Raw genomic sequence first — 19003 nt, forward strand, 5'->3', positions numbered from 1 at the left:
ACTGCTGCGGCGCCCCGATACTCCAATGCTTCCTTGATCAAATTTGATCATTGACCCCAGAGCATGCCGATGCTCTCTGTGTCAGCTTTGGGAGTGAGTGAGACCTGATGAAGGTGACTTTGAAGGATGTCGCACGGCAAGCCGGCGTTGGCACCGCGACCGTCGAGCGCGTTCTCAACGACCGCGGCGGCGTGCGGCCAGAGACGGTGGAGAAAGTCTTCCTGGCGGCAAGACGGCTTGAATACCGGCAAAGCCTGCCGGTCGTCCATCGCGGCCTGATCCGGATAGAAGTGATCCTGGTTCGCCCGGAGACCAGCTTCTATTCGCGTTTGAACCGGGCGTTCGAGCGCATCGCCGCCTCGCTCGACGACAGCATCACCGTTCACCGCACCTTCGTCCGCGAGAACGAGCCGGCGCAATTCGCCCGCTACATCGCCAACCCGACGGCACGCCGGTCGGCGCTGATCGTGGTTGCGCCCGACCATGCCGATGTCGTCACCAGCGTGCGGAAGGCGGCCGGTCTCGGTATCCCCGTCGTTCAGATCATGACCCGTCCGGCCCCCGAACTGCCCTATGTCGGCATCGACAATTATGCTGCCGGACGCACCGCGGCTTACTACATGTCGGGCATGCTGGCGCAGCGCCCCGGTTCGTTCGTCGCACTCTGCCACAGCGGCGCCTATGAGAACCATAAGGAGCGGATCCGTGGCTTCTCCAGCTATCTCTCGGAGAATGGTTCAAACGAACATCGTTTCATCGAGGTCATGTTCGACCTTGATGATGAGCACAATGCCATGGAACTGCTGCAAGCGGCCCTTCTGCGGGAGCCCGGCATCATCGGCGTCTATAGTGCCGGCGGCGACAACAAGGGTGTTGCCAGGGTGCTCGAGGCAAACAAGGCTAGGCGGCCGTTCTGGGTCGGTCACGAATTGACGGAGCAGACGCAGCACTACCTGCGCCACGGCATCATGTCGATCGTCCTCGATCAGGCGCCGGAGGTGCAGGCAAGGCGATCGATAGACCTTGCGCTGAACAGGCTCGGTCTCATCGAGGTGGAGGTCAGCGCCGAGCCGGTGCGCTTCCTGACGATCACGTCGGAAAATCTCTGAGGCGAGATAAGGATGCCCGGACAATCCGCTCGAATGAGCGCTAGCGGCTTTCTCACGACACTGGGCGCAGCCTTACTGCAGCTGCGGCTTTCTGAGAAAGCTGTTGCGGTCGGCGGATTTGATGCGGAGCCAGGCTTCCCGGCCGTTCCTGAGAATCCGCATGGGGATTTCGGCGCCGGCCGGGCCGCTGCTCCAGAGCTTGCGGTAGAAATCGGCTAGGCCATCGACCTCTTCGTCGCGGATCTCCGAAATGATATCGCCCTGACGCAGGCCCGCCTGGGCGGCCGGACCGCCTTCGGCCACGCTCATGACCACCACGCCGCCATTGCTCTCGGCAGAGAAGGCGCCGAGCCAAGGCCGCGGCGGCTTGTTGACCTGGCCGCGGTTCAAGAGATCGTCAAGGATTGGCGGCAAAAGGTCTATCGGCACGACCATGTTGATATCGGCAACCTCGTCGCCATCGCTCATCTGCAGCCGAAGCGAACCGATGCCGAGAAGCTTGCCGTCCGAACCGATCAGCGCCGCACCGCCCCATGAGGGATGGGCCGGTGCCGTGAAAATCGCCTCGTCCAGCAGATATTCCCAATAGCCGGCGAATTCCTGCCGGGCGACGATATTTGCCTCGACGAATTCTCCGATGCCATCGGCAAGCACGACGGGATCGCCGGGCTTGGCTGTCGCCGCGTCACCGAGATCCACCGCCGGGGCATTCAGGGCCCCGAGCGCCTGGACCAGGCCGAAGCCGCTTTCCTGATCATAGGCAAGCGCATGCGCGGGAACCACGCGCCCGTCATGGGTCGTCAGCCAGACCTCTTCGGCCTCGGTGATGAGATAACCGATGGTCAGCACCAGCCCGTTGTCGCGAATAACCACGCCGCTGCCTTCCCGGACAGTGCCGAGCGTCTCCGCCGTGAAGGCATCTTCCGGAATGGAGGAACGGACGGCCACGACTGACCGCAAAATCGGATCGATATTCATACTTTCATCCCGATGGGCGCCGGCGCGAAAGGCCGAAATCCGGCGCATTCCACCCTGAATAAGTAAGAAGATGGATGGGCGGAGGCAAGGCTGTGGCGCAGGGAATTTCCGCCACCGCATTTGATGATGCGCTGGAAACGTGGAAAGATCCAAGCGGCTATCGGTGCGGGGAATCGCCAATTCCGTAGGGGAATGCGCAACGCATTCAATCCGCGATCAAATCGCTTGGAATCTGCGATTTTCGTAAAATCTCACGCAGCGCAACGCTGCGTCATTCCGTCGACCATCCTCTTCAAACTTGTGGGTATGATATTTTTTGATGACAGTGGCACTGTGCAACAATATACGGTCAATCCTATCAGGAATCAGACTGACACGGATCACGACATGAAAGACTGGCATCCCGATCTCAGCCGCAGCAGCAGCCCCCGTTATATGGCGATCGCCGATGTGATCGAAATGGATCTGCGCAGCGGGCACCTGGTGGTTGGGGACCGGCTGCCGCCGCAACGTGAACTCGCCAAGCGGCTGAATGTCGATTTCACGACGGTGGCGAGAGGCTATGTCGAGGCGCAGAAGCGCGGGCTTGTGGATTCGCATGTCGGCCGCGGCACCTTCGTCACCGGTGGTGCGGACAAGGAGCGCCAGGGCTTCGCACCCGACGCCGCGCCCGATCCCCGCCGCGCCTCCGTCGTCGATTTCTCGATGAACATGCCGCCGGAACCGGATGATCCGGAACTGATCGCCCGCATGCGCGAGGGCATGTCGGCAGTGGTGGCGAGCCTCATTCCGCTGCTGCGCTACCAGGGTTTCGGCGGCTCCAGCATGGACAAGGAGGCCGCAGCCTCCTGGCTCAGCCGTCGCGGACTGGTGCCCTCGCAGGAGCGGATCTTCGTCACACCAGGCGCCCATCCGGCCCTGCTGGCGATCTTCGGCCTACTGGCAAAACCAGGCGAGACCGTGCTTTCGGAAGTCATCACCTATCCCGGTATGCGCTCGATCGCCGCCCAACTGCGGCTCAATCTGACCGGCCTGCCGATGGACGAGGACGGTATCCTGCCGGACGCCTTTGCAGACGCCTGTGAGAGATTGAAACCGAAAGCGCTCTATCTCAATCCGACGCTGCAGAACCCGACGACGCTGACCATCCCGGCCCGGCGCCGCGAGGAGATCTGCGCCGTTGCCCGCAAATATCACGTGCCGATCGTCGAAGACGATGCCTACGGCTTTATTCCACAGCAAGGCCCGGCGCCGCTCGCCGCCATGGCGCCCGATCTGACCTGGCATATCGGCGGGCTGGCGAAATGCATCGGCGCGGGTCTGCGCCTTGCCTATGTCGTGGCGCCGGACAGCAAGGCCGTGTGGCCTTTCGTCAGCGCCATGCGCGCCAACAATGTCATGGCCTCGCCATTGACCGTGGCGCTCGCCACCCGCTGGATCGAGGACGGCACCGCCGATACGATCCTGCGTTTCATCCGTGCTGAGGCGGCCGCCCGCCAGCAAATGGTTGCTGCCATCCTGCCGGCCGGCAGCTACCGCGCCGATCCGATCAGCTTCAACATCTGGCTGCCGCTCTCCAACGGCTGGACCCGCTCCACCTTCGGCAGCCATACTCGTTCTTCCGGCATCGGCGTCGTCGCAAGCGATGCCTTCACGGTCGAGGGCGTCGCACCCGAGGCCGTACGCGTCTGCCTTGGCGGACCGATCACCCGGGAGAAACTGCAGGGCGCACTGGAATTCATGGCCCATGCGCTGGAAGGCCCACCGGAAATGGCGGCGTCGTTCTTCTGACGCAGAATTCCGCCACGGGCTGGCACTGACGAAATCCGGAAGCAGTCGGGAATCAGATCGGCCGCACCCTAAGCTGTCCGGGGATGGCGAAGCATATCCGTCACGTTCACGTTTGAACTGCCCTGCCAAGCCTGGCTGCAGCCCCAAATGCTGCTTCAGAAATCTGCAGTCAGCTTTGCTGCCGGCCTGCGCCGGGAGTTCTGCGGCATTCTGGCGAATTGACTGGTAATTTCTTTCCAATGTAATTATATTGCATGCATTCATTTAAGACATTGAGTGCATCAATGTCCGCGGCACAGGAAAGCGAGATCGTCATGGATACGGAATATCCCCCACTTCCTCCGATACAGACCGGCATCAGGGGGCGCTGCCCGCGCTGCGGCCAGGGTCATATGTTCAAGGGCTTCCTGACACTGCAGCCGGAATGCGAGGTCTGCGGCCTCGACTATTCCTTCGCCGATCCTGCCGACGGTCCGGCCTTCTTCGTCATCTGCTTCGCCTGCATACCGAGCGTGCTGCTCGGCGTCTGGCTGGAGGTGGCCTTTTCGGCGCCGATCTGGGTGCAGCTTCTGGTCACCGGCCCCTTCATGCTCGCCACCTGCGTTCCGCCGCTGCGGCCGCTGAAGGGCTGGCTGGTCGCCAGCCAGTATTTCTACAAGGCGGAAGAGGGCAAGCTCGCCTAAAGCATGTCGCGCAAACCTGTGCAGCGGTTTCGCGATAACGATATGCGTCAAAACAAAGACCAAAAGCGCGAGGGGCGAATCTGAAAGATCGCGACGCGCTTTAGGGCCTGTTGAGCGTCCCGCGCAGGCGCGGCGTTGCGAAATCGAGCAGCGCCCGCAGCTTCAGCGGCACCAGTCCCTGCGCGGGATAGACGAGATGCACCGGCGCCGGCGGTGGTTCAAAATCGGCAAGCAGCGGCACCAGCAGGTCGGCGCTCTCGGCGTGTGCGGCCTGGTAGGAGAGCACGCGGGTGATGCCGAGGCCGGCAACAGCTGCGTCTACCGCCGCCTCGGCGGTGTTGACGGCAAGCCGCGAGCGGATCGGTACTGTGAGATCGCGTTTCCCCTCGGTGAATGTCCAGCTGAGCATCGAGGCCATGCCCTCGAAGGTGACGCAGTCATGCGCGGCGAGATCGCCTGGATGCCGAGGGAGGGCGTTCCGCTTGAGATAATCGGGGCTGGCATAGACCGTGCGGCGGATCGCGCCGAGCCTTGTGGCGATCAGGTTGCTGTCCGGCAGGTTGCCGATCCTAAGCGCCACGTCGATATGATCCTCGACGAGGTTCGACAGTCGGTCGCCAAGCATCAGCCGCAGATTGATATCGGGATAGGCTTTCAGGAAATCCACCACGACAGGTAAGACATGCAGCCGACCGAAGACGATCGGCGCGGTCATCGTCAGTTCGCCCTTTGGCGCACTATATTCGCCGGCCGCCGTCCGTTCCGCCTCTTCCACCCGATCGAGAATTTCCCGCGCCGCCTCGACATAGGAGCGGCCGGCCTCCGTCAGCGTGATCTTCCGGTTGCTCCGTTGCAGCAGTTGGGCGTTGAGATGTGCTTCCAGTTCCGAAACCTTGCGGCTGACGGTTGCGAGCGGGGATCGCAGATGCCGTGAGGCGGCCGAGAGGCTGCCCTGTTCGACAACGGCAAGAAGCACGGTCATGGCGTCGAGACGGTCCATTCTATCCTTCCATGAATTGGTAACATGCCTTCCAGATTAGCATTCTACTGCAGTCTGGTGGAAGGCAGTAAATTACGCCGCAGATGGTTCGAAGCGGCCATCGCCAACCGCGTCCCGTCGATCGAAAGACCAGAGGAACCATCATGAAACTCTACCATCACCCGCTCTCCGGTCATGCACACCGGGCTCATCTGTTCCTGTCGCTGCTTGGCGTGCCCTATGAACTGGTCGAGGTCGACCTGGCAGCCGGCGCTCACAAGGCGCCGGACTTTCTGAAGCTCAATCCCTTTGGCCAGGTGCCGGTGCTCGACGACAATGGCACGGTCATTGCCGATTCCTCTGCCATCCTCGTCTATCTCGCGCGCAAATACGGCCGCACCGACTGGCTGCCGGAAGAAGCGGTGGCAGCGGCCCGGATACAGAAATGGCTCTCGGTTGCCGCGGGCGAGATCGCCTACGGACCCTGTGCTGCTCGCCTGGTTACCGTCTTCGGCGCCGATTTTCGCACCGACGAGGTGATCGCCCGGGCGCACCGCATTCTCGCACTGGTCGAGGCGGAACTGGGCGCTCGCCGCTTTCTGCTCGGCGACAATGCGACGATCGCCGATATTGCACTCTACAGCTACATCGCCAATGCGCCGGAGGGCAATGTCGACACCTCGGCCTATCAGGCGGTGCGCGCCTGGCTTGCGCGTATCGAGGCGCTGCCGGGCTTCGTCGGTTTTCGCAGGACGAAAATCGGCCTTGCCGCATGAGAAACCGCCGGGACGGATTACCGTCCCGCTTTCCCCAACGATACCTGCAAGGAGATCGAGATGCTGGAGCAGACAGAACAGGACGCGCCGTCACCCTGGCATGAGGGTGAACTCGCCATCCAGCGCAGCGTCGGTGTCGTCGAACGCATGGACGGGCCGGGACGGAATTTCGTCCGCAAGGCCATGCCGGAACAGCACCGCGCCTTTTTTCCGATGCTGCCTTTCGTTGTGCTCGGCGCCGTCGATGCCAAGGGTGATGTCTGGGCAACGGTAAGGGCTGAGCGACCGGGCTTCATGGCCTCGCCTGAGCCGGAGATCCTTGAGGTCGGCCTGCCGCGCGACCCGGCCGATCCTGCCGATGCCGGCATGGAGCATGGCGACGCGATCGCCATGCTTGGCATCCAGCTCGAGACCCGGCGGCGTAACCGCCTGAACGGCGTGATCCGCAGGACGGACGCTAAAGGTTTTGACGTTCGCGTCGGCCAGAGCTTCGGCAATTGCCCGCAATATATCCAGCCTCGCTCTGCCGCCTTTGTCCGCGATCCCGATATGCCGACGGCGACGCAGCCGCTTCATTCCGGTCAACTCGACGATCGGGCGCTAGGGATGGTCGAGGGCGCCGATACGTTTTTCGTCGCTTCCTATGTCGACCGCGCCAATGGCGAGCGGCAGGTGGACGTGTCCCATCGCGGCGGCAATGCCGGCTTCGTGCGTGTCGGCGCCGACGGCGTGCTGACCATTCCCGATTTTGCCGGCAATCGGTTCTTCAACACGCTTGGCAATATCCTCGTCAATTCGAAGGCAGGGTTGGTCTTCGTCGATTTCGAAACCGGCGATATGCTGCAGATGACGGGAAATGCCGAAGTGCTGCTGGATTCCCCCGATATCGCCACCTTTCAGGGAGCAGAACGGCTATGGCGTTTCACGCCGGAAAAGATCGTGCTTCGCCCGGATGCTCTGCCGCTGCGGTGGCGGAAGGAGAGCGTGGATCTGCTGCGCCGTTCCCGCGGGTGAGGGTGCCCCTTGGCTGCCTCTCGATCCCGGGCGAACATCGCTTCGAAGCGGCTTGCCAATAATTGTACCAATCAGTACAGTGATAACCGTTCAGTACAGGAGTGATCATGTCCAGCCTTGTCCCGCCCTTCACCCTCGAAACCGCCACCCAGAAAGTCCGCCTTGCCGAGGATGGCTGGAACAGCCGCGATCCCGAGCGCGTCTCGCTCGTCTATACGCCGGACAGCCGCTGGCGGAATCGCGCCGAATTCATCACCGGCCGCGCCGAAATCGTCGCTTTCCTCACCCGCAAATGGGCCAAGGAGCTGGATTACCGGTTGATCAAGGAGATCTGGGCCTTCACCGACAATCGCATTGCCGTGCGCTTCGCCTATGAATGGCATGATGACAGCGGCAACTGGTTCCGCTCCTATGGCAACGAGAACTGGGAATTCGACGCCGCCGGCTTGATGCAGCGCCGCTTCGCCTGCATCAACGACCTGCCGATCCGGGAATCGGAGCGCAAGTACCACTGGCCGCTCGGCCGGCGGCCGGATGACCATCCCGGTCTGACCGAACTCCGTCTCTGATCAAGCCAAGGGAAGTTCGCGGGTGAAAACCGTCTACGAACGCGCCGACATCGTCCCGCTGCTCGCCGAAATCTTCCGCGAGCTCGGCTATGAAGGCACGTCGCTCAGCCGCATCACCGAACGCACCGGCATCGGCAAGGGCAGCCTCTACCACTTCTTTCCCGGCGGTAAGGAGGAGATGGCAAGCTCGGTGCTCGCCGATGTCGATGCATGGTTCGAACATGCGATCTATCAGCCGTTGAGAAATGGGGATGCCCGTGAGGCGATCGCGGCGATGTGGACGAATATAAACGACTACTTCCGCTCCGGCCGCCGCATCTGCCTGGTCGGTGCCTTTGCGCTTGACGAGACCCGCGAGCGGTTTTCGGCAGCGATCGGCGACTATTTCAGCCGCTGGATCGAAGCCTTGCGTTCGGCGCTGATGCGGGCAGGCTGTACTGAGGAGCAGGCGCAAATGCTCGCCGAGGAGAGCGTCTCCGGTATTCAGGGAGCGCTGGTGCTGTCGCGTGCGCTGGACGATAAGATGGTTTTCACCCGATCGTTGGACACGCTGGCAAAACGGCTTGATGCTGTGATGCGATGAGGGGGCAAACCGCTGGGACGTCTACTGCTCTGTGAAAATTCACCCGGCCACGATCGACTGGCCGGGGCATTGATCGGGCGCTGGGCGGCGCTCGAGCTTACATTGGTACCGCTTTGCGTATATTTCAGCGTTGTTGTTGAGGCTGCTGGGCCGGGCGCGTATTTTCCCGTTCAGGGCGAATCTGGCGCCATTCGTTTTCCATCTGGTCGACGACATGCTGGGGAATGGTGGTTTGGGTATTGGCCGGCGTCTGCATCGGAAGTCTCCTCTGTTCGTAGTAAGGCTTCGGGGCAGTGAAGTAAATCAGTGGTTTAAACACTTTAAACGATTAAATCGAATTTAATCGATTAAGACGGTTTTAACCATGATATTCGAGGGAAGCGCGGAATGGTTGTCCACATGGACCGGACATTCTTTTTCGATACGGTACGGCACCAGCTCTTCAAAGGAAACCTGACTCAGCCTCAGGTAGTGGGCATCACGGCGATTCTCGACGCCTGGGAAGAGCGGTTTGCTGGGGCCGACCGGCGGTGGCTCGCCTATATCCTCGCAACCGCTTACCATGAGACCGCCTACACGATGCAGCCGGTGCGGGAGACGCTGGCGGAAAGCGATGCGCGCGCGGTCGAGATCCTGGAGACGGCCTTCGCGGCAGGCAGGCTCTCCTGGGTGAAGACACCCTACTGGCGGCCGGACGAGGATGGCTGCAGCTGGCTCGGCCGCGGCCTGGTGCAGCTCACCCATAAGCGGAACTATGAGGCGATGAGCGTGCTGACCGGGATCGACCTCGTTGCCGATCCCGACCGGGCGATGGAGATGGATGCGGCGGTGACGATCCTGATCGAAGGTATGCTGCAGGGCAGTTTTACCGGCCACAAGCTCGCCGATCATCTGAACGCGACGACCGCGGATTGGGTGAATGCCCGCCGCATCGTCAATGGCACCGACCGGGCGGAAAAGCTGGCAAGCTATGCCATGGCCTTCGATGCGGCGATACGTCCCGATGCTGCGCATCGCATGCGCGCGCGGTTGAAGGCCTGGGGCTCGCGTGTTATCGCCCGGCTGAGACTCTGAAATCTGACAGGAGCTTCCGCGTGATCCGCCATATCGTCTTTTTCACCGTGCAGGAGGAACATCTGCAGGAGGTGAGGGCCGGGCTTTCTATACTGACCGGCATTCCGCATGCGCGGCTGCTGGAAATCGGCACCAATGTGAAGACCGATCAGCTGGGCACCGAGATCGATCTTGTAGTCTATGGCGAATTCGACGATGAAGCGGCCCTTGCCGCCTATAAGGCGCATCCCGATTATCAGCTCTCGATCGACCGCGTGCGGCCGCTCCGCGAAAAGCGCATCGCCGCCGACTACGACAGTCGCACGGCGGTGACGCGGCCGCTCTGACGCCTGCAGGCATCCGGCTGCCGAGCCGCATTCCGTTTAAATTTCAAATGGATGAATGATTGTCCGGATTCGGTTCGTCGCGAAGCTGACTCAACTTCTGAGCCACCGGATTCAACTTTCGAAAAAGCGGCGGCAAGCGATTCAAAAGACTCGGGAAAAGCGGGCGTCCGTTCGTCATCAGGTCGCCGCAATGGCCGCGATGTGTGGACGGAAAGTGCTCTCGTTTCTGCGCAGATGATAATCAAGACAGATTAAGAATGGCTGACTTTTGGGTGCAGGCCGTCACGGAGCGACCGGGCTCGGCTGCGATGCATGGGCGCCGCGCACCAGCGCCATCAGCATCAGCACGAAGGCCAGCGACAAGGCTGCGAGAACGGCGCAGGCGGCGAGCGCCGGGCCGGTGCCGGCGCGGTCGAGGATGGCGGTGAAGATGACCGGGGCGATGGCGTTGGCGAGATTTTGCGGTAGCGACAGCCTGGCCGATTGCAGTCCGAATTCGCGCGGTGAGAACAGCGCCAGCGGCAGCAGCGCGCGGGCGACAGTCATGACACCGGCGCCAAAGCCGTAGAGCAGGATGAAGGTGACGAGCAGCGGTGTCGACGGGCTGGCGACCAGCATTATCAGGAAACTGATCATCATCAGGCTGATGCCCATGGCCGCGCTGAGCATGGGATTGCCGCGCCGGCCGAGCAGCATGTCGAGGAAACGTGCCGAGATGCCAAGGACGCCGCGTGCCGAGCCGAGCTGCAGCGCTAGGGCTGGCGAGGCGCCGCACTGGCGGAGGATTTCGAGCAGCGATGGGGAGATGCCGAAGGTGATGAAAGTCGAGATCGTCGTCGCCGCGGCAATCAGCAGGAAGGCTTTGCGTTGCTCGGCCTTCGACAGCGGCACCGGGGCGATTTCGGCCGCGCTGCCTTCGATATGCGTTGCGAGCGGCTTCGGCAGGGCGAAAAGATGCAGCGGCAGGCAGACGAGGAATTGCAGCGCCGCGCAGACCAGGAAGGTGAGGCGCCAGCCGACCGCCTCGTTGAGCAGGCTGAGGATCGGCCAGAAGATGGCGCTCGAAAGTCCGGTGAACAGCATCAGGATGGCGATGACGCGTTTTCCGTTCGCCCCTTCGCGCTCAACGACGGCGGTATAGGCCGGTGCCGAGAGGCCAAATGCGCCGCCGATGCCGATGATGACCCAGGCGCTGGCATAGAGCACGATGCCGTTTGCGGCGGCAAGCACAAGCAGGCCAAGCGCAAAGGTCAGCGAGGCGGCCGAAAGTACCCGAGCAGCACCATAGCGGCCGAGCCAGCGGCCGGTCGCCGGACCGACAATGGCGCTGACCACCATCATGATCGTCAGGCCGGCAAATACCACCTCGTTCGGCAGGCCGAGATCCGGCGCCACGACGCGGCCCATGACCCCGAGCATGTCGAAAGTCGTGCCCCAGCCGATCAGCTGGGTAACGGCAAGGACGGTGACCGTCTGCGCCGAGCGGAAGCGGGAGGATTTTGGCATTGGTGCTGAAACGGTCTGAAATGCGGGGGCAGCAAGGACATAACAGTTTCAACCGGCCCGTGAAAGCTGCGGTCGGCAGGAATCGGAACGGCGCGGCCGATTCGCAAATGACGGCTGTGGAGTCGGTCCCGTCAACTCACCGCCTTTACGGGGCTGACGAAGAATGCGTGGATCCCAAGTTTGGAGGCTATCGTTCTTGGACGCAACGGCGCCGCCGGACCTTGCCGCGGCGGCGATTTCCAGGCGCTGAAACAGGCTGTCCCGAAGAGTCGAGAACAGTTCTAAACACCCTGCATTACAGCGCATTCATTTGCCATTCAGGTCGCGTGAGTACATATTCGAGGCAAGTTGGCATTACCTTGAAAGCATAACACATGGCCTTTCCTCTGAGCGTCGCAGCATTGGCCGCCGGACTGGTGGTATCGGCGCCCTCACCGGACGCCACGGGCAGTTTTGTCCTGCGTGTGGGAGGCGATTGCAGCGCCGCCGCAGCCCAGGTCGTTGAGCAGACGGGCGGCCAGCTGCTGTCCGTGCAACCGGTGGGCGATACCTGCATCATCACCGTTCTTGTGCAGGGCAACGGCCAGCGCCCACGCAAAGTGACGGTAAAGGTTCCGATGTAAGCGGAATCGGCTTATTCAGGACATTGATCGATTTGAAGCGGACGAAGGCGGACCGATGCGCATCCTGGTAGTCGAAGACGACGTTAATCTGAACCGGCAGCTGGCCGACACGCTGAAGGAGGCGGGATATGTCGTCGACCAGGCGTTCGACGGCGAGGAAGGCCATTTCCTCGGCGACACCGAACCCTATGACGCCATCATCCTCGATATCGGCCTGCCGGAGATGGACGGGGTCACCGTTCTTGAAAAATGGCGCGGCGCCGGCCGCGGCGTGCCGGTGCTGATTCTCACGGCGCGCGACCGATGGAGCGACAAGGTCGCCGGCATCGATGCCGGTGCCGACGACTACGTCACCAAGCCCTTCCATGTCGAGGAAGTGCTGGCGCGCATTCGGGCGCTGATCCGGCGTGCAGCCGGGCATTCCTCATCTGAGATCATCTGCGGGCCGGTGCGGCTCGATACCAAGTCCTCGAAGGCGACGGTCAACGGCACGACGCTGAAGCTGACCTCGCACGAATATCGCCTGCTCGCCTATCTCATGCATCACATGGGCGAGGTCGTCTCGCGCACGGAACTGGTCGAGCATATGTACGACCAGGATTTCGACCGTGATTCCAATACGATCGAAGTCTTCGTCGGCCGCCTGCGCAAGAAAATGGGCGTCGACCTGATCGAAACGGTGCGCGGTCTCGGTTACCGCATCCAAGCGCCGAAACATGCGAATTAAGTCGCTCACCGCACGTGTTTTGTTGCTGACCACGGTCTGGTCGACAGTGGCGCTGGTGGTGATCGGTCTGTTGATCTCCACCCTCTACCGCAAGAGCGCCGAACGCGGTTTCCAGGATCTGTTGCGGGCGCAGCTCTATAACGTCATCAATTCGGTGACGATCGGCGATCAGGGCGCACTCAGCGGCAGCCCGCAGCTCGGCGACCTGCGTTTTGCCCAGCCGAAGACCGGCTGGTATTGGGTGGTGGAGCCGCTCGGCACCTATACGACCGCTCCGCTGGTCTCGCCTTCGCTCGGCTCGGCGCTCATTCCGGTTCCCTCGGTCGTCGAGGCGCCCTTCGACAAGAATTACGAGCGCTACTATCAGGTGACGGACGCCTCCGGGAACCGCGTGCAGGTGGCCGAGACCGAAGTGGTGCTCGATACCGACGGGCGTGCAGCGCGCGTCCGCGTCACCGGTAATGTCGATGTCGTCGAGGACGACGTGCGCACCTTTTCCCACAGCCTCTATCTGGCGCTCGCCGGTTTCGGCGTCGGCAGTCTGATCGTCAACGCGCTGGCGATTCTCTACGGCCTGAAGCCGCTCGACAAGGCGCGTGCCGCGCTGGAGCGCATCCGCGCCGGCGAGAGCGAGCAGCTGAAGGGCGACTTCCCGCGCGAAATCCTGCCGCTCGCCAACGAGGTGAATGCGCTGATCGACAGCAACCGCCGTATCGTCGAGCGCGCCCGCATGCAGGTCGGCAATCTCGCGCATTCGCTGAAGACGCCGATCGCCGTGCTCCTCAACGAGGCGCGGGTCCTGGAGAAATCCCATGGTGAGCTGGTGCGCAGCCAGGCGGAAGCGATGCAGGGGCAGGTGCAGTCCTATCTCAATCGGGCGCGCATCGCCGCGCAGCGCGAATCCGTGCTCGCCCGCACCGATGCAGAGCCGGCGCTGGAGCGGCTGGTGCGCGTCATGCGCCGTCTGAACGTCGATACCGAATTCGATCTCGTCGTCTCGCCGCCGCATCTGGCCGTTGCCATGGAGCAGCAGGATCTCGAGGAGACCGTCGGCAATCTCCTGGAAAATGCGGCGCGTTTTGCCAAGAGCAGGGTGCGGCTTTCGGCCGTCGAGGCCGGCGAGGACGTGAAGGGGGTGGAGGCGAGCGCGCGCCGCCATTGGGTGGAGCTCGCCGTCGAGGATGATGGGCCTGGCCTGGAGCCGGACCAGATCCGCGAGGCGCTGAAGCGCGGCCGCAGGCTCGACGAAAGCAAGCCCGGAACCGGGCTCGGCCTTTCGATCGTCACCGAGATTTCCAACGAATACCAGGGACGGCTCGAGCTTTCCCGCGGTGAATGGGGCGGGCTGAAGGCGAAGCTTATCCTGCCTGGCGTCACAAAGGATGTTGCATGAGCAACTGCTTGATGTCACAAAGATACTGGCAAATGTATAGCATGCTTTGCCTTAATGCTGACACGGGGACGCTGCACTTCGATCGGCTGAAATTGACCCCTGATCGTGGTTCGACGCAATGATTTTACGCTCGCAAGGCATGATCGTTTCCGCTCTTCTCCTCGCCGTCGCGCTATCCGGCTGCACGACGACGAAGAGTGCCGCTTCGCGCGGGATTTTTTCGAGCAAACCCTCGGCATCGGCCGCCTTCATCACCGCGCTGCAGGGCGGCATTGTCGGCCGCAGCGGCGTGAGCTTGACCGACAGCGACAAGCAGCGGGCGCTCGAGGCGGAATATCGGGCGCTGGAAGGAGCCGCCGTCGGCCAGCCGGTGCTCTGGACCGGCAAGGACGTCACCGGCAAGGTCGTCGCGGCGGCACCCTATCAGGTCGGCTCGCAGAACTGCCGGCAATATACCCACACGCTGACCGTCGACGGCAAGGACACGGTGGCGCGCGGCGCTGCCTGCCGCAACGACGACGGCAGCTGGTCGCCGCTCTGAATTGCGGCCAATAGAGCGCCGCGCGTCCGACAGGACGCGCCAAGGACGCTCTATCACTTTAAATGGCGCATAATCCTTTGCGAAATCGATTCCGATTCTCGGGGTTATGCGCTAGCCTCAAATCTTCGTCATTCCGGCTTTGGCAGTTGGAATGATGGCGCGCTTCACGTATTTGGGCGACATGCTGTTCTGGATTCTCGTTGCCGCTTTGACGGCAGCCCTCGCCGTCATCCTGCTCTACCCCCTTCTGCGCGGAGCGAAGGCGGCGGATAATATCCGTGCGGGCGAGGCGGCTGTCTATCGCGACCAGTTGCGCGAACTCGACCGCGATCTCGACGGCGGGCTGATCACCCCGGAGGAGGCTGATTACGCCAGAGCGGAAATCGGCCGGCGGCTGATCGCCGTCTCTGCCGACGAGCCGGCTGAGACGCCGAAACCCGCACGGCATCACCGTTTCACCGAGGCCTTCGTCCTCCTGGTCCTGCCGGTTCTCGGGCTCTGTCTTTATTTGACGACGGGCAGGCCGGACCTGCCCTCGCAGCCGCTGGAAGCGCGGCTGGAAAACCCTGGCAACGACGTGGCGGTGCTGATCACCAAGGCGGAACGGCACCTGGCTGAGAAACCTGATGACGGCAAGGGCTGGGATGTGCTGGCGCCGATCTATTTCCGCACGATGCGCGTCAACGATGCGCAAGTGGCCTACCGCAATGCCATCCGGCTTCTCGGGCCGAGCCCGGTCCGGCTCGATGGCCTTGCCGAGACGCTGATGGCGGTCTCCGACGGCGTGGTGACCGAGGAGGCACGGCAAGTGCTGGAACAATCGCTGACGCTGCAGCCTGACAATCCGCGTGCCCGCTTCTACATCGCCCTCAGCATGGAGCAGGCGGGACAGCCCGATGAGGCGCGCCAGGCCTTCGAAGCGCTGGCGAAACAATCGCCATCAGATGCGCCGTGGCTGCCGCTGGTCAACCAGCATATCGCCATGAACGGCGGCGCGCCGGCAGGCGCCAATCCGGCTGCACCAGGCGCTCCCGGCAATCCGACGCAGCAAGATGTGGCGGCGGCCGAGAACATGAGTGCCGGCGACCGGCAGCAGATGATCCGCGGCATGGTCGAGAGCCTCGACGCCAAGCTCAGCGAGGATCCGAACAATTTCGAGGGATGGGTGCGGCTCGTCCGCTCTTACGCCGTATTGAACGACAAGGATCGCGCCGCCGGCGCCCTGAAGCGCGGACTTGCGGCCTTTCCGCTGCCTGGCGAAGAGGGCAGGCAATTGCTGGCGCTTGCCAGGGAACTCGGCATAGCCACGGAGGGAGCGACGCAATGACGCGCAAGCAGAAGCGCCTGGCGGTGATTGCGGGCGGCATGGGCTTCATCCTCACCGCCGTGCTGCTGGTGATGTTCGCCTTCAGCCAGTCGGTCGCCTATTTCTACATGCCGGCCGATCTCGCCAAGACGCCGGTGGCGCCGGAAACCCGCATCCGGCTCGGCGGTCTGGTCGGCGAGGGCAGTGTCGTGCGCGGCACCGGTTCGACGGTGGAATTTGCGGTCACCGACGGCAGCACCAATGCCGTGAAGGTCAAATATACCGGCATCCTTCCCGATCTCTTCCGCGAGGGCCAGGGCGTCGTCACCGAAGGCATGTTTGCCGCTGGAACGAACGTCTTCGTCGCCGACACCGTGCTTGCCAAGCATGACGAGACCTATATGCCAAAGGACGTCGCCGACAGGCTCAAATCCCAGGGGTTGTGGAAGGAAGGTCAAGGCCAGGAAGCTCAGGGGAAGCAAGCTCAAGGACAGGAAGTGAAGGCGACGCCATGATCATCGAGATCGGCCATTACGCGCTGGTGCTGGCGCTGGCAACGGCGCTCATCCTCTCCATCGTGCCGGTAATCGGAGCCCGTCGTCACGACCGGGCGATGATGGATGTGGCGACGATCGGCTCGCTGGCGATGTTCTCGCTGGTGGCCTTCTCCTTCGGCGTGCTGACCTATGCCCATGTCGTCTCGGATTTCTCGGTCGAGAACGTCTGGGAGAATTCGCATTCTCTGGTGCCGCTGCTCTACAAATATTCCGGCGTCTGGGGCAATCACGAAGGGTCGATGATGCTCTGGCTGTTGATCCTGACGCTGTTCAGCGCCCTGGTCGCCGTCTTCGGCCGCAATCTGCCGGAGACGCTGAAGGCCAATGTACTTTCCGTGCAGGCCTGGATATCGGTCGCCTTCACGCTGTTCATTCTGTTGACCTCCAATCCCTTCCTCCGGCTCGATCCGGCGCCGGCCGAGGGCCGCGATCTCAACCCGGTCCTTCAGGATGTCGGTCTGGCGATCCACCCGCCGCTGCTCTATCTCGGCTATGTCGGCTTCTCCGTCTGTTTCTCCTTTGCGGTCGCGGCCCTGCTGGAAGGGCGGATCGACGCCGCCTGGGCCCGCTGGGTGCGGCCCTGGACGCTTGCCGCCTGGACCTTTCTGACGCTTGGCATCGCCATGGGCTCTTACTGGGCCTATTACGAGCTCGGCTGGGGCGGCTGGTGGTTCTGGGACCCGGTGGAAAACGCCTCCTTCATGCCATGGCTCGCCGGTACCGCACTGTTGCATTCTGCCCTCGTCATGGAAAAGCGCGAGGCGCTGAAGATCTGGACGGTGCTGCTGGCCATCCTCACCTTTTCGCTGTCGCTGATGGGCACCTTCCTGGTGCGCTCCGGCGTGTTGACCTCGGTGCATGCCTTTGCCAGCGACCCATCCCGCGGCGTTTTCATTCTCTGCATCCTGCTGATCTTCATCGGCGGGGCGCTGTCGCTATTTGCTTTCCGCGCGCCGCGGCTGTCGGCAGGCGGGCTGTTTGCGCCGATCTCGCGCGAGGGCGCGCTCGTTGTCAACAATCTGATCCTGACGGTCGCCTGCGGCACGGTGCTCACCGGCACGCTCTATCCGCTGCTCTTGGAAACGCTGACCGGCGACAAGATTTCCGTCGGGCCGCCCTTCTTCAACCTGACCTTCGGCCTGCTGATGGCGCCGCTGATCGTCATCGTCCCCTTCGGGCCGATGCTGGCCTGGAAGCGCGGCGATCTGCTCGGTGCCCTGCAGCGGCTCTATGTCGTGGCAGGTCTTGCCTTCCTTGCCGCAGTAATCTTCTTCTACATCGAACATGGCGGGCCGGTGCTGTCAGTGCTCGGCCTCGCCGCCGGGCTGTTCCTGATCCTCGGCGCCGTCGCCGATCTCTGGTATCGCGCCGGCATCGGCAAGGTCGCCGGCCGTCTTGCCTGGCGCCGGCTTTCCGGCCTGCCGCGTTCGGCCTTCGGCACCGCCCTTGCCCATGCCGGACTCGGCGTCACCGTGCTTGGCATCGTCGCGGTGACGACGTTCCAGAGCGAGCATGTCATCGAGATGAAGCCGGGTGAGGTGACCGAGGCCGGCGGTTATAGCCTGCATTTCGACGGCATGCAGCCGGGGACCGGACCGAACTATACCGAGGAGCGTGGCCACTTCACCATCCGACGTGCCGGCGTCGCGGTTGCCGATACCTGGTCGGCCAAGCGCCTTTATACCGCCCGGCAGATGCCGACGACGGAGGCCGGCATCCTGACCTTCGGGCTGAGCCAGCTCTATGTCTCTTTGGGTGATGCCACCAAGGACGGCGGCATCGTCGTACGCATCTGGTGGAAGCCGTTCATTCTCTGCATCTGGGGCGGCGCGGTGTTCATGGCCTTCGGCGGCCTCGTCTCGCTCAGCGACCGGCGCCTGCGTGTCGGCGCCCCGCGCCGCAAGGCGAAGCCGGCAAAGCCGGCAGCTCCCGCAATGGAGCCGGCGGAATGATGCGGCGTCTCCTCCTGGCTTTTGCTTTGCTGCTGATGGCCGCCCCCGCCTTTGCCGTCAATCCGGACGAGGTGCTGGCCGATCCGGCGCTCGAAGCGCGGGCCCGCGCCCTTTCAGCGGAACTGCGCTGCATGGTCTGCCAGAACCAGTCGATCGACGATTCCAACGCCGATCTGGCCAAGGATCTGCGCCTGCTGGTGCGCGAGCGCATCACCGATGGCGACAGCGACGAGGCGGTGCTGAACTATATCGTCTCGCGCTATGGCGAGTTCGTGCTGCTGAAGCCGCGTGTCGGCATGAAGACGGTGCTGCTCTGGGGCGCACCGGTGCTGCTGGTGCTGGCCGGCGGGCTGTCACTGCTGGTCTTTGCGCGCAAGAGGGCGGGCAAGCCGACCGGCAGCAAGCTAACGGCGGACGAGCAGGCACGGCTGAGCGAGCTTCTGAAAAAATAACCGGCCAGCCGGCAACTCCCCAGCGTGACTTGTGCACCGCGGCGGGTGATGCGCAATCAACTGG

General features: G+C 62.8%; 21 protein-coding genes. 17 read left to right on the forward strand and 4 right to left on the reverse strand.

Translation table 11 applies throughout. The features are described from left to right. Window positions 1–107 precede the first annotated feature (107 nt). The gene (locus tag BS629_RS24910; RefSeq protein WP_018241294.1) at window positions 108–1109 is read left to right on the forward strand and encodes a LacI family DNA-binding transcriptional regulator; all 1002 of its coding nucleotides are present in this window, start codon (window positions 108–110) and stop codon (window positions 1107–1109) included. A 72-nt stretch (window positions 1110–1181) separates the two neighbouring features. Here BS629_RS24910 and BS629_RS24915 read toward each other — a convergent pair whose 3' ends face one another. After that, the gene (locus BS629_RS24915; RefSeq protein ID WP_018241295.1) at window positions 1182–2087 is read right to left on the reverse strand and encodes a S1C family serine protease; all 906 of its coding nucleotides are present in this window, start codon (window positions 2085–2087) and stop codon (window positions 1182–1184) included. 387 nt (window positions 2088–2474) lie between these two features. Here BS629_RS24915 and BS629_RS24920 point away from each other — a divergent pair, with 387 nt between their 5' ends. Both BS629_RS24920 and BS629_RS24925 read left to right on the forward strand, forming a co-directional pair. Then, window positions 2475–3878, forward strand: a complete 1404-nt coding sequence (locus BS629_RS24920) for an aminotransferase-like domain-containing protein (protein WP_026188325.1) — start codon at window positions 2475–2477, stop codon at window positions 3876–3878. 314 nt (window positions 3879–4192) lie between these two features. Beyond that, window positions 4193–4561, forward strand: coding sequence for a DUF983 domain-containing protein (locus BS629_RS24925; RefSeq protein ID WP_026188326.1), 369 nt, complete (start codon window positions 4193–4195; stop codon window positions 4559–4561). Between the two features lie 100 nt (window positions 4562–4661). On the opposite strand, the gene BS629_RS24930 is transcribed toward BS629_RS24925, so the two are convergent. Beyond that, complete coding sequence (locus tag BS629_RS24930; RefSeq protein WP_018241298.1) at window positions 4662–5561, reverse strand: LysR family transcriptional regulator; 900 nt, start codon at window positions 5559–5561, stop codon at window positions 4662–4664. Between the two features lie 143 nt (window positions 5562–5704). On the opposite strand from BS629_RS24930, the gene BS629_RS24935 reads away from it, so the two are divergent. From BS629_RS24935 to BS629_RS24950, 4 genes are all read left to right on the forward strand, one after another. Next, window positions 5705–6316 (forward strand): glutathione S-transferase family protein, encoded by a 612-nt coding sequence (locus BS629_RS24935; RefSeq protein ID WP_018241299.1) that lies wholly within the window; start codon window positions 5705–5707, stop codon window positions 6314–6316. A gap of 60 nt (window positions 6317–6376) precedes the next feature. Further along, window positions 6377–7330 carry a pyridoxamine 5'-phosphate oxidase family protein gene (locus BS629_RS24940; RefSeq protein ID WP_018241300.1) on the forward strand — a complete coding sequence of 318 codons (954 nt, stop codon included), beginning with the start codon at window positions 6377–6379 and terminating at the stop codon, window positions 7328–7330. 107 nt (window positions 7331–7437) lie between these two features. Next, complete coding sequence (locus BS629_RS24945; RefSeq protein WP_018241301.1) at window positions 7438–7899, forward strand: nuclear transport factor 2 family protein; 462 nt, start codon at window positions 7438–7440, stop codon at window positions 7897–7899. A 22-nt stretch (window positions 7900–7921) separates the two neighbouring features. Then, the gene (locus BS629_RS24950; RefSeq protein ID WP_018241302.1) at window positions 7922–8482 is read left to right on the forward strand and encodes a TetR/AcrR family transcriptional regulator; all 561 of its coding nucleotides are present in this window, start codon (window positions 7922–7924) and stop codon (window positions 8480–8482) included. A 124-nt stretch (window positions 8483–8606) separates the two neighbouring features. Here BS629_RS24950 and BS629_RS40250 read toward each other — a convergent pair whose 3' ends face one another. Then, the gene (locus BS629_RS40250) at window positions 8607–8738 is read right to left on the reverse strand and encodes a hypothetical protein (RefSeq protein WP_018241303.1); all 132 of its coding nucleotides are present in this window, start codon (window positions 8736–8738) and stop codon (window positions 8607–8609) included. Window positions 8739–8869: 131 nt separating this feature from the next. Here BS629_RS40250 and BS629_RS24955 point away from each other — a divergent pair, with 131 nt between their 5' ends. Together BS629_RS24955 and BS629_RS24960 are read left to right on the forward strand one after the other, a co-directional pair. Beyond that, the gene (locus tag BS629_RS24955; RefSeq protein WP_018241304.1) at window positions 8870–9556 is read left to right on the forward strand and encodes a hypothetical protein; all 687 of its coding nucleotides are present in this window, start codon (window positions 8870–8872) and stop codon (window positions 9554–9556) included. 20 nt (window positions 9557–9576) lie between these two features. Continuing rightward, entirely contained in the window at window positions 9577–9882 is a 306-nt protein-coding gene (locus BS629_RS24960; RefSeq protein WP_003546748.1) for a Dabb family protein, read from the forward strand. Window positions 9883–10164: 282 nt separating this feature from the next. Here BS629_RS24960 and BS629_RS24965 read toward each other — a convergent pair whose 3' ends face one another. Then, a complete protein-coding gene (locus BS629_RS24965; RefSeq protein ID WP_026188327.1) occupies window positions 10165–11388 on the reverse strand; it encodes an MFS transporter in 1224 nt (407 codons plus the stop codon). 374 nt (window positions 11389–11762) lie between these two features. Between BS629_RS24965 and BS629_RS24970 the strand changes: the two genes are divergently transcribed. The 8 genes from BS629_RS24970 (at window position 11763) to BS629_RS25005 (ending at window position 18939) form a co-directional block, all read left to right on the forward strand. Beyond that, window positions 11763–12011 carry a hypothetical protein gene (locus tag BS629_RS24970; RefSeq protein ID WP_018241305.1) on the forward strand — a complete coding sequence of 83 codons (249 nt, stop codon included), beginning with the start codon at window positions 11763–11765 and terminating at the stop codon, window positions 12009–12011. Window positions 12012–12066: 55 nt separating this feature from the next. Continuing rightward, window positions 12067–12738: a response regulator transcription factor gene (locus BS629_RS24975; protein WP_018241306.1), complete on the forward strand. Its 672-nt coding sequence runs from the start codon at window positions 12067–12069 to the stop codon at window positions 12736–12738. Continuing rightward, window positions 12728–14131, forward strand: a complete 1404-nt coding sequence (locus BS629_RS24980; protein ID WP_003546769.1) for a sensor histidine kinase — start codon at window positions 12728–12730, stop codon at window positions 14129–14131. The genes BS629_RS24975 and BS629_RS24980 overlap by 11 nt, the downstream gene beginning before the upstream one ends. Window positions 14132–14249: 118 nt before the next feature. Next, the gene (locus tag BS629_RS24985; protein ID WP_018241307.1) at window positions 14250–14672 is read left to right on the forward strand and encodes a lipA protein; all 423 of its coding nucleotides are present in this window, start codon (window positions 14250–14252) and stop codon (window positions 14670–14672) included. A 181-nt stretch (window positions 14673–14853) separates the two neighbouring features. Further along, window positions 14854–15999: a c-type cytochrome biogenesis protein CcmI gene (ccmI, locus tag BS629_RS24990; protein ID WP_425338006.1), complete on the forward strand. Its 1146-nt coding sequence runs from the start codon at window positions 14854–14856 to the stop codon at window positions 15997–15999. Beyond that, window positions 15996–16493: a cytochrome c maturation protein CcmE gene (gene ccmE / locus BS629_RS24995; protein ID WP_018241309.1), complete on the forward strand. Its 498-nt coding sequence runs from the start codon at window positions 15996–15998 to the stop codon at window positions 16491–16493. Before ccmI ends, ccmE begins: the two co-directional genes overlap by 4 nt. Then, window positions 16490–18487 carry a heme lyase CcmF/NrfE family subunit gene (locus tag BS629_RS25000; protein ID WP_018241310.1) on the forward strand — a complete coding sequence of 666 codons (1998 nt, stop codon included), beginning with the start codon at window positions 16490–16492 and terminating at the stop codon, window positions 18485–18487. Before ccmE ends, BS629_RS25000 begins: the two co-directional genes overlap by 4 nt. Further along, window positions 18484–18939 (forward strand): cytochrome c-type biogenesis protein, encoded by a 456-nt coding sequence (locus BS629_RS25005; RefSeq protein ID WP_018241311.1) that lies wholly within the window; start codon window positions 18484–18486, stop codon window positions 18937–18939. The genes BS629_RS25000 and BS629_RS25005 overlap by 4 nt, the downstream gene beginning before the upstream one ends. The last annotated feature ends 64 nt before the right edge of the window (window positions 18940–19003 follow it).

Origin of the sequence: Rhizobium leguminosarum bv. viciae USDA 2370, from assembly GCF_002008365.1 — a bacterium.
GTDB lineage: Bacteria > Pseudomonadota > Alphaproteobacteria > Rhizobiales > Rhizobiaceae > Rhizobium > Rhizobium leguminosarum.

Coding starts and splice junctions, on each gene's coding strand:
- BS629_RS25000 (WP_018241310.1), top strand. CDS start 16,490: ATGATCATCGAGATCGGCCATTACGCGCTGGTGCTGGCGCTGGCAACG.
- ccmI (WP_425338006.1), top strand. CDS start 14,854: ATGCTGTTCTGGATTCTCGTTGCCGCTTTGACGGCAGCCCTCGCCGTC.
- BS629_RS24920 (WP_026188325.1), top strand. CDS start 2,475: ATGAAAGACTGGCATCCCGATCTCAGCCGCAGCAGCAGCCCCCGTTAT.
- BS629_RS24915 (WP_018241295.1), bottom strand. CDS start 2,087: ATGAATATCGATCCGATTTTGCGGTCAGTCGTGGCCGTCCGTTCCTCC.
- BS629_RS24970 (WP_018241305.1), top strand. CDS start 11,763: ATGGCCTTTCCTCTGAGCGTCGCAGCATTGGCCGCCGGACTGGTGGTA.
- BS629_RS40250 (WP_018241303.1), bottom strand. CDS start 8,738: ATGCAGACGCCGGCCAATACCCAAACCACCATTCCCCAGCATGTCGTC.
- BS629_RS24940 (WP_018241300.1), top strand. CDS start 6,377: ATGCTGGAGCAGACAGAACAGGACGCGCCGTCACCCTGGCATGAGGGT.
- BS629_RS24925 (WP_026188326.1), top strand. CDS start 4,193: ATGGATACGGAATATCCCCCACTTCCTCCGATACAGACCGGCATCAGG.
- BS629_RS25005 (WP_018241311.1), top strand. CDS start 18,484: ATGATGCGGCGTCTCCTCCTGGCTTTTGCTTTGCTGCTGATGGCCGCC.
- BS629_RS24985 (WP_018241307.1), top strand. CDS start 14,250: ATGATTTTACGCTCGCAAGGCATGATCGTTTCCGCTCTTCTCCTCGCC.
- BS629_RS24975 (WP_018241306.1), top strand. CDS start 12,067: ATGCGCATCCTGGTAGTCGAAGACGACGTTAATCTGAACCGGCAGCTG.
- BS629_RS24910 (WP_018241294.1), top strand. CDS start 108: ATGAAGGTGACTTTGAAGGATGTCGCACGGCAAGCCGGCGTTGGCACC.
- BS629_RS24965 (WP_026188327.1), bottom strand. CDS start 11,388: ATGCCAAAATCCTCCCGCTTCCGCTCGGCGCAGACGGTCACCGTCCTT.
- BS629_RS24980 (WP_003546769.1), top strand. CDS start 12,728: ATGCGAATTAAGTCGCTCACCGCACGTGTTTTGTTGCTGACCACGGTC.
- BS629_RS24955 (WP_018241304.1), top strand. CDS start 8,870: ATGGTTGTCCACATGGACCGGACATTCTTTTTCGATACGGTACGGCAC.
- BS629_RS24945 (WP_018241301.1), top strand. CDS start 7,438: ATGTCCAGCCTTGTCCCGCCCTTCACCCTCGAAACCGCCACCCAGAAA.
- BS629_RS24935 (WP_018241299.1), top strand. CDS start 5,705: ATGAAACTCTACCATCACCCGCTCTCCGGTCATGCACACCGGGCTCAT.
- BS629_RS24930 (WP_018241298.1), bottom strand. CDS start 5,561: ATGGACCGTCTCGACGCCATGACCGTGCTTCTTGCCGTTGTCGAACAG.
- ccmE (WP_018241309.1), top strand. CDS start 15,996: ATGACGCGCAAGCAGAAGCGCCTGGCGGTGATTGCGGGCGGCATGGGC.